General features: G+C 32.3%; 10 protein-coding genes. 5 read left to right on the top strand and 5 right to left on the bottom strand.

Annotated features, from left to right (window positions below):
* Positions 1–374 precede the first annotated feature (374 nt).
* The 5 genes from J3U35_RS04460 (at position 375) to J3U35_RS04440 (ending at position 5942) form a co-directional block, all read left to right on the top strand.
* Positions 375–761, top strand: coding sequence for a hypothetical protein (locus J3U35_RS04460; protein ID WP_267347836.1), 387 nt, complete (start codon positions 375–377; stop codon positions 759–761).
* A 78-nt stretch (positions 762–839) separates the two neighbouring features.
* Positions 840–1391: a DUF3275 family protein gene (locus J3U35_RS04455; protein WP_267347834.1), complete on the top strand. Its 552-nt coding sequence runs from the start codon at positions 840–842 to the stop codon at positions 1389–1391.
* A gap of 93 nt (positions 1392–1484) precedes the next feature.
* A complete protein-coding gene (locus tag J3U35_RS04450) occupies positions 1485–2063 on the top strand; it encodes a hypothetical protein (protein ID WP_267347832.1) in 579 nt (192 codons plus the stop codon).
* A 9-nt stretch (positions 2064–2072) separates the two neighbouring features.
* A complete protein-coding gene (locus J3U35_RS04445; protein WP_267347830.1) occupies positions 2073–3554 on the top strand; it encodes a DUF6094 domain-containing protein in 1482 nt (493 codons plus the stop codon).
* Positions 3555–3635: 81 nt separating this feature from the next.
* Entirely contained in the window at positions 3636–5942 is a 2307-nt protein-coding gene (locus J3U35_RS04440) for a DEAD/DEAH box helicase (RefSeq protein WP_267347829.1), read from the top strand.
* Between the two features lie 137 nt (positions 5943–6079).
* Here the strand turns inward: J3U35_RS04440 and J3U35_RS04435 are convergent, their stop codons facing one another.
* The 5 genes from J3U35_RS04435 to J3U35_RS04415 all read right to left on the bottom strand — a co-directional run bounded on the left by J3U35_RS04435 (position 6080) and on the right by J3U35_RS04415 (position 8223).
* On the bottom strand, positions 6080–6475 hold the full coding sequence (locus tag J3U35_RS04435) for a hypothetical protein (protein ID WP_267347828.1): 396 nt from the start codon (positions 6473–6475) through the stop codon (positions 6080–6082).
* Between the two features lie 84 nt (positions 6476–6559).
* The gene (locus tag J3U35_RS04430; RefSeq protein ID WP_267347827.1) at positions 6560–6952 is read right to left on the bottom strand and encodes a hypothetical protein; all 393 of its coding nucleotides are present in this window, start codon (positions 6950–6952) and stop codon (positions 6560–6562) included.
* 123 nt (positions 6953–7075) lie between these two features.
* A complete protein-coding gene (locus J3U35_RS04425; protein ID WP_267347826.1) occupies positions 7076–7372 on the bottom strand; it encodes a HigA family addiction module antitoxin in 297 nt (98 codons plus the stop codon).
* An 8-nt stretch (positions 7373–7380) separates the two neighbouring features.
* Positions 7381–7656, bottom strand: coding sequence for a type II toxin-antitoxin system RelE/ParE family toxin (locus J3U35_RS04420; RefSeq protein ID WP_267347825.1), 276 nt, complete (start codon positions 7654–7656; stop codon positions 7381–7383).
* A gap of 99 nt (positions 7657–7755) precedes the next feature.
* Entirely contained in the window at positions 7756–8223 is a 468-nt protein-coding gene (locus J3U35_RS04415; RefSeq protein ID WP_267347824.1) for an STY4534 family ICE replication protein, read from the bottom strand.
* Between the last annotated feature and the right edge of the window lie 113 nt (positions 8224–8336).

Raw genomic sequence — 8336 nt, 5'->3', positions numbered from 1 at the left:
TCCTTTATTAAGGTGATCACATACCATTAGCCAACAAACTCACTACATTCGTAGGTTGGTAGCATCTATTTGATGTTGAGTTCATATAAACTTATCTTTTACTCACCCATAGGGGAATATTTTCTCCTGTGGAAATTATTCTCCTTATTTCACTTAATTAGGAGAATATCCATGTTAACCAACGAATACATACTTCTTTCAACAGAATATTTCCTTGCTTTAGTTAATTGCGAAGCAACTATTCCAGATGATGTATCATTAAGTTCAATTATTCAACAATACTTACATAAGTCTAAATTATAATTTCAACCAAGAGGGGGAGATTTTCACTCCTCTTGGGTGATATCTCCTGATTTTTTTTGAGGAGGGTTATTATGAAATGGTATTCAGAGCATAATATTCATACTAAATCTGAGTTGATTAATTTATTAATTGCTCCTGTGTATAGTAAATATTATGAAGAAAAAACATTGCAATTTTATGTTTGTAATGACTATGTTCATGGTTTAACCATATTATGGTCATTAATTGAATTTAATGTTACAAATGATTATCAAAATATTTTACTAGCGGGTAAATATTGTTATATAAAATGTAATTTGATCAAAAAAATTAACGAGGCTTGGAGCTATTCATTTTATTGTGAATCATCTTTTCCTCCATATAATTCATGTCCACTTAATTATCTTGAATTAGCTAATTTTGAAGTAAATCAAGAATGGCGTACTCAAGTTAGAAATTATCATCAACTACAAAAATAGTTTTCCTATTTAAACCAGCTCACCTCATGACATGATGAAAGAGGTAATGGTTTTTACTTTTTATCCTGGAGCATTAATATGATATCAATACCTGGTGAATTAGTGATTACGACCAGAACGGGTAAATATGGCAATTTCAATGTTGCAAAGCTTTTTACGTCCATCGGTGAATTTTCTTTAAAAGATAATAAACTTTTGGATCAGTATGAAGCTGGTAAGTATGAAGGGTCATTTGTTATTAAACAAATCAAATCTTCTTCATATAGTTATGGCAACCGCGTTGTTATTGAATGTTGTGCATATATTGAAGATATGGATCTAGTTAATTCATTTAACTTGGATGAAACAGATTCAGAAATAATACATATATCAGAAGACCCTATTTGTCAAAGAGAGTCATCTGAGGTTCAGAAAGTTAATTCTGAGCATCAATCTGAAGAAACTATGATTATCCATAGTTCAGGTGATGCAGAACTGTTTGGGTTTTTGTGGCCAATAGGTGATCAAGTTAAACTAGATTCAACAGAGGATCGCTTAAAAATACGATCACAGAAAAAACGGTTAATAGAACTTGGTTACTGTTTTGATTATAAAAGCCAATGTTGGAATAAATTGCCAGAACAATTTTAACTTAACTTTTCTATTTATCTCTAGGGAGAACAAGGTCTCTCTAGAGATCGTTTCTCCTTAGGTTGATTATATTGATTTAAGGGGAAACTTTTAATGAGTAACATTCTTATATTACAAGATATACCAGATCTGAAATGTGATTGTTGTATTGCGAATAATGACTCCGAACTGATTTTTTTATCTGTATGGGGAAAAGATACGGCAATGCAGGAGCTCTTTGCAAAACTTACGATTGGCGAAACAACTAAGCATGGTTTGAAGGATATTAAGTTAAATCATCATCGAGTGTTTTTAGCCGAAGGAAAGCATTATGCAAAACGCACATTGAAAGTAACAAAAACATTATTTGGTTCGTTGATTCATGCCTTTATTTTTGATAAACGCATTATTGAACCAAACCGTGATTCAAATTCAATGATTTCTATTTATAAAAAAGAAGATATTTCCACTATATATAATCGTTACTTTGATGCAATTAAAACTCTTTCCTCTGTACCATTTTTAGAACATTGGGCTGACGAAATCGTATCGATTGCTAAACAACAAGGAATGATTAAAGAACATAAAGCAATTGTTGGTGACATTGATGCAACAACAATCATTGTAAACGACACAATATTAACTCAAATCATGAGTCAAAATATTCGTGATGGTATTTTAACTTTATTATAGGAAGTATGTATGGTTGCACTTTTATCACCACGAGTGGCGCATAATTTTGCTAAAAATGGCTATTATCCAACGGATGATGCTACAACAAATGCAATTGTTAGTCATTTTGTAAGAACTGATAATACAGCTATTAGGGTTTTAGATCCTTGTGTCGGAGAAGCTCGAGCAGCAAGTAATATTACGTATTCAATTAGTCATAAGGCAAAACTGTATGGTATTGAATACAATCGATATCGAGCAGATATAGCTGAAAAATATTGTGATGTTCTGTTAAAAAGTGACTTATTTGATACCGTTATTTCACCTAATTCTTTTGGTTTATTATTTTTAAACCCGCCATATGGAAATTTGACAAGTGAACATAATGGAGCAATTACAAATTACCAAAAAGACTACAAACGATTAGAGAAAATATTTTATCGTTTTACTATTCCGTCTCTTCAGTATAACGGTATTTTAGTATTAATAATTCCGTTTACTCAGCTTGATGAGATGCTTTCAAATTGGATTGCGAGTCAGTTCACTGATATTTCAATATTTACAGCTTGTGATAAGCAATTTAACCAAGTTGTTATTTTTGGAAGAAAAGTTCGACAAAATGATATAGCTCTTCAGGAAAAAAATGAAATGAAGGCAAAATTTAAGGCTATTTTTGAAGGAAAAATTGTTCCTGATGAGATTGCTGTGACAGATAAGCCGAATTATCAAATTCCTGAATCAAAAAGTGAAATTAAATCTTTTTATAAGTTATCATTTACTGATGTAGAGTTAGAGCAGGAAGTTAAAAAGATCGGTGGATTATGGAATGACTTTAATCTTTTTTTCAAAAGATGTTGTGAATCTAAACGTAAACCGTTGTGTAAAATGTCCGACTGGCATTTATCTCTAGCACTAGCTGCTGGTGAAATTAACGGTATTGTAAAATCCAATACAGGTAAAACTTATATTATCAAAGGTGATACTTACAAATCAAAGTTGAAAAGTGTTGAAGATACTTTGGATGATGAGGGCCTTGTTGTTGAATCAAAAACAATTTTGACAGATAAATTTATTCCTTCAATAAAAGCGTGGGATTTCACTCCATATTCTGAAACATTTGGTTCGTTATTGGTAATTTCGACTCAAATTAATAAAGTTGATGAATTGGATGAAAATGATGAACATGTTGAAATTATTGAGAATAATCAATCATGCTCAGTTCTTACTGGATTGATTTATTATACACCAGGAATTAAGTTTTTGGCCGAACATGATTGTGATATGGCACTTGCTGTTTCAAAAGCTTTCAGTCGTTATAGAAATGGCGATTGGGGAGATGATATGGACGATAGTGATACAAAATTGAATGATCAAGTATTAAAACAAGGACAAAAAAATGATCGCTTATTTGCAAGTTATAAGCTTTCTGATGATACAAAACTATGGATTATTACTGAATGGCATGATGAACGGGGTTTTATAACTACGTTGATGTTGCCAAATGAATATTAAATCTATATTAATTTAAACATTAACCCATAAGGGATACAATCCCTTTGGGAGCTTGTATCCCTTTTTATTTAAGGATTAAAAATGGAACAAGTAACATCAAATATACAAATTGATTTAAATAGTTTTATTAACGAGTTTAAAGATTCATTATTGGATAGTTTAAATGCATCTAATCCTCCAGTCTATCTTCCGGATGATATGTCATTTGAACGACAATCAATTATGGATCGGCTAAAACGTAAACCTTTTACTGCTCAAGCTCATGTTGTACAGGCTGTTACAAAATTGTTATTAGATCAGAATGAACCCGCTGCGATTATCAATGCAGAAATGGGAACTGGAAAGACAATAATGGCAATTGCTGTGGCAGCAGTACTTCACTATGAAGCCCAGTATCGACGTAATCTGATAATTTCGCCACCTCATCTTGTATATAAATGGCGACGAGAAATTTTAGAAACGATACCAGGTGCAAGAGTATGGGTGTTAAACGGTCCAGATACACTTGTTAAGTTACTCAAATTGAGACAAGAGTTGCGATTGGGTATTACGTCTGATGTGCCAGAATTTTACGTTTTAGGACGTGTTCGTATGAGAATGGGCTATCACTGGAGACATACATTGAAATCAAAGCCTGTTTATCAAAAGCATAACATTCATGATGAACACGGAGAGGTTGCTACAAAATATATCAAGCGTGAATGTGCAGCTTGCCCTGATTGTTTCAATGTTTGTCGTAACGATGAGGGAGAGCCGATACTTTTACATGAGTTTATTTTTCGAGACAAACGCGGAAATTGTGAAAAATGCGGCAGTGCTTTATGGACATTGATGAGAACATCAAATAAATCGAATTCAAGCTTCAGAGACAGGGTTAAAAAATCAATGTGCCAAATTCCTTTTATTGGACCAGTGAAAGCTGAAAAACTGATAGATCAATTCGGTGATGATTTTCTTTCGGACATGCTTGCGGATAACTCCGCAGATTTTGTTAACCTAATGAATGAAGATGGTGATTTTATCTTCACTGATAGACAAGCTCGAAGAATGGAGAAAGCTTTAGCAAAACTTGAATTCGGATTTGGTGAAGGTTCTTATCAAGCGACTGAGTTTATCAAACGGTATTTACCTCAAGGCTTTTTCGATTTACTGATTGTTGATGAAGGCCATGAGTATAAAAATCAAGGGTCGGCGCAAGGTCAGGCAATGGGGGTACTTGCAAGCCAGGTTAAAAAAATTTTACTTTTAACTGGTACTTTAATGGGCGGATATGCTGATGATTTATTTTTCTTACTTTTCAGGGTATTAACCTCAAAGGTGATTGAAGATGGCTACAAACCCAATAGCAGAGGATCACTTGGTACAGCTGCTATGGAATTTATGCGAGACCACGGAATTATTAAAGATGTTTATACCGAGCAACACGGAGATAGTCATAAAACCGCTAAAGGAAATCAGATCTCACACAGAACACAAAAAGCACCAGGTTTTGGACCGAAAGGCATTTTACGTTATGTGTTACCTTATACTGTATTCCTGAAGCTTAAAGACATAGGAGATAACATTTTGCCTAAATACACTGAAGAATATATTGATATTTCAATGTCTGATGAACAACGAAGTTATTATGATAGCTTATCTAATACATTAAAAAGTGAGTTAAGAAAAGCGCTAGCAAAAAAAGATACTACTCTGTTGGGGGTTGTTCTCAATACATTATTAGCTTGGCCAGACTGCTGTTTTAGAGCCGAAACGGTCATACATCCAAGGACAAAAGATAAAATAGCTTTTGTGCCATCAATATTTAGTAATGGTGATAATAGTGGCTGCTTAATTGATATTTCACCCAAAGAGCAGTATTTAGTTGAACTGTGTTTAGCTGAAAAAGCTCAAGGTCGAAAAGCATTAGTATACGCAACGTATACCGGCACTCGAGACATAACTGGTAGGTTAAAGCAAATTCTTGAGCAAGCAGGATTAAAAACGGCTGTATTGAAAGCTAATGTTTCGCCAGAAAAGCGGGAGGATTGGATTCTTGATAAAGTTGATAGGGATTATGATGTTGTCATAACTAATCCTGAACTTGTTAAAACAGGTCTTGATTTACTCGATTTTCCGACCATTATTTTCTTACAAACAGGTTTTAATGTATATACATTGCAACAAGCAGCCAAACGTTCGTTTCGTATTGGCCAAAAAAATGACGTAAAAGTTATATTTTTGGGCTATGAACGTTCTGCTCAAACAAGTTGTCTTGCGCTCATGGCCAAGAAAATAGCAGTATCACAAAGTACTTCAGGTGAAATGCCTGAATCAGGATTAGATATACTTAATTCTGATGATGAATCTATTGAAGTGGCTTTAGCAAGACAGCTAATTGCAGTATAAAATAAGTGATATAAGATAAAAGCTGGCATGTTATATGTCAGTTTTTGTTATTATAAATCCATTAACAATATGATAAGTAATAATAGTCATAAAATAAAGACTAAATGTGTTATGCACATTTAGTCTTTATACTATAATTAACTTGTTAATTCATTAATATTATCAATAATATGCCCATCAATGTTTAATACTGCTTCTGAGTATAAGTCAAAATAGGCATCATGACCTAACTCTTTAAAATGTTCTAAAAAACAGATCAAAAAGCATTGTTCAAAATTTCCTGATGATAACATTTCTTTGTAGGATGAATTAAAACGAATGGCAATTTTTTCATAAAAATCAGTTTGATATTTACATTGCCATTGTTTTTTCAGCCAATTTTCCATCTTAGACCAGTAAATATTAAATTCAACACCACCAGCATCAGATAATGACTTAATCAAATCATAACGTTGAATATTAGACAAAATATCTTTATCAATTTTTATAATGTCATCTCTAAGATAGAGTTTTCTACTATTCTCAATATACATAATTGTTCTCCTATAGTTTAATTGAAGGAGAACCCTCCATTAGGAGCATCCTCCTAATGGAAATGGTATTGTTGTGTAAAATATCTATAAAGCTAATTCATAACGAGCTAGATTAATGAGTTTATCTATTTCAATATTACGAACAGCTATTAATTTGCGTTTCAGAAATTCGGAAAAACTAGTTGTTTGGTTTAACTGCCAATGAACTAATAGTGCATTTACTAAGCCACTAATCACTATGCTATTAGTAGAATTGTCTATTATTGATGCTCGTTCAACTTTACATGGACGATTATTTATTGCACCATCAATCCAAATTTTACCAAGAAGGTGAGTGATTTTATTTTCAACTTCAATAATTGAATTAAAACTATGCTCAGAATTAATAATCTCAACCTGGTTATTGTCAGTAAAGGTGATTTCTAATTTATATCCATAATTATTTTCAAATAAGTCAATGATGTAATTAATTGTCATGATAATTCTCCTAATGAATTAAAGTAAGGAGAATAATTTCCACAGGAGAAAATATTCCCCTATGGGTAAGTGAATGAAATATCAATTAAATAGATATTTCCTTATGTTGTTTGTAGATTAAGACTATATTGAACACGGAACTAAACGAATTATTTCCGGTTGGTTTGATTTGCTTTTAATTTGCCATAAATCATACTGCGATTGTAATGATAACCACATTCTTGCAGTACTAATACCAGCTTGTTCTAATCGCCAAGCTAATGTCGGCGATATAGGAGCTTTACCGTGTAAAACTCTTGATATTGCTTCACGTGAAAACCCCAAATGTTTAGCAAAATCGGTAATAGTCATATTTAATGTATTAGGTAAAATTTCATCTAATAAAATTTCACCGGGGTGAGAAGGATTAAACATTTCCATAAATGCTCCTAGTGATAATCTTCATAGTCCAGTATAAATACATCGCCATCGTTAAATTCAAAAGTTAATCGCCAATTACCGGATACGGTTAGTGACCAGACATTACTACGATCACCTTTTAGCTGATGACATCGCCATAAATTTCTAATTTCATCTATATCCGAAATTGCATTTAGATACGTTAGCATATGTTTAATTTTTCTTGACTGATCAGCTCTGATACCTCTAGCTGAGCCAGTTTCAAAAAATAACTGTAATCCTTTATGTTTAAAACTTTTTATCATAAGTCAACCTGTGAACAATTACATCACAAATAGTGGGTTAAAGCAACTGATTTTACAATTAAAAAAAGCAAGTTTCCTTGCTTTTTTTATTATTAATCATTATGCAATATTTCTAATTTCTTCGTCAATTTGTTGAGGTTCACTTTGATTTTCTAAATGTTCGATTTTATCCGAATATTTAAGTTCACCATCAATTTTAATACTGGAGATTTTCAATAATCGAGCTTTTAAATTGATTCCAACATCTCCTTTTTTAGACCCAGTCTCGTATGTAAATGTTTCAGCATAGATATCACCAACACAGAAACTTATTAAAATTTTTTTATTAGCTTTTAATGCATCAGTGCATTTTTCAACTAAGGTTTTTGCTTTTTCACCAGTAACGTTACAGTTAATGTAAGTATATTCGGCGTTTTGACAATTACCTCGAAGTGCAGCGATTGTACATGATAAATAAGGGTTACCATTTTTTACTTTAACTTCACGGATTCGGTTTAAATACCCAATTCCAGTTGTATGTAAATCAAAATATTGTTTAGTTACTGTGTTATTAGTTAAGTTAGTCATAATATTCTCCAAAAATAAGTAAATAAAAAGGAGAATTTATGCCCGATAGGGATAAAATTCCCCTATGGGTGAGTAAAAGATAAGTTTATATGAACTCAACATCAAATAGATGT

This window comes from Gilliamella sp. B2717 (assembly GCF_026536675.1).
In the GTDB taxonomy this organism is placed as follows: domain Bacteria; phylum Pseudomonadota; class Gammaproteobacteria; order Enterobacterales; family Orbaceae; genus Gilliamella; species Gilliamella apicola_I.
This window is presented reverse-complemented; position numbering and strand designations above follow the sequence as displayed.